This is a genomic window from Streptomyces coffeae (assembly GCF_016741875.1).
Classification (GTDB): Bacteria; Actinomycetota; Actinomycetes; order Streptomycetales; family Streptomycetaceae; genus Streptomyces; species Streptomyces coffeae.
This window is the reverse complement of record NZ_JAERRF010000226.1, coordinates 1-348: the sequence shown is the minus strand read 5'-3', so window position 1 is coordinate 348 and position 348 is coordinate 1. Positions and strand designations below refer to the sequence as shown.

The window sequence follows — 348 nt, the reverse complement described above, 5'->3', positions numbered from 1 at the left end:
CGCATTACCCCGGAAACCCTCAAACTCCGCACCAGCCAGCAGCGAGGCATAGTCGTTGTACATCACCCCCGCGAACACACCGGTCTGGCTCCCCCGCAACGACACCGGATCCACCCCAGCCCGCTCAACCGCCTCCCACGCCACCTCCAACAACAACCGCTGCTGCGCATCCGTCGCCAACGCCTCCCGCGGACTCATCCCAAAGAACGCCGGGTCAAAAGCCCCCGCATCCCACAAAAACCCACCCGCACGCGTCGACGAAGTACCCAGATGCTCAGGATCCGGGTGATACAACCCCTCCAGATCCCACCCCCGATCAGTGGGGAACTCCGACACCGCGTCCACACC

1 protein-coding gene is annotated in these 348 nt (G+C 64.4%); it reads right to left on the bottom strand.

Going from position 1 to position 348, the window contains the following annotated elements:
• A partial coding sequence (locus tag JK363_RS41770) for a beta-ketoacyl synthase N-terminal-like domain-containing protein (RefSeq protein ID WP_201883537.1) occupies positions 1–348 on the bottom strand: 348 nt, incomplete at both ends.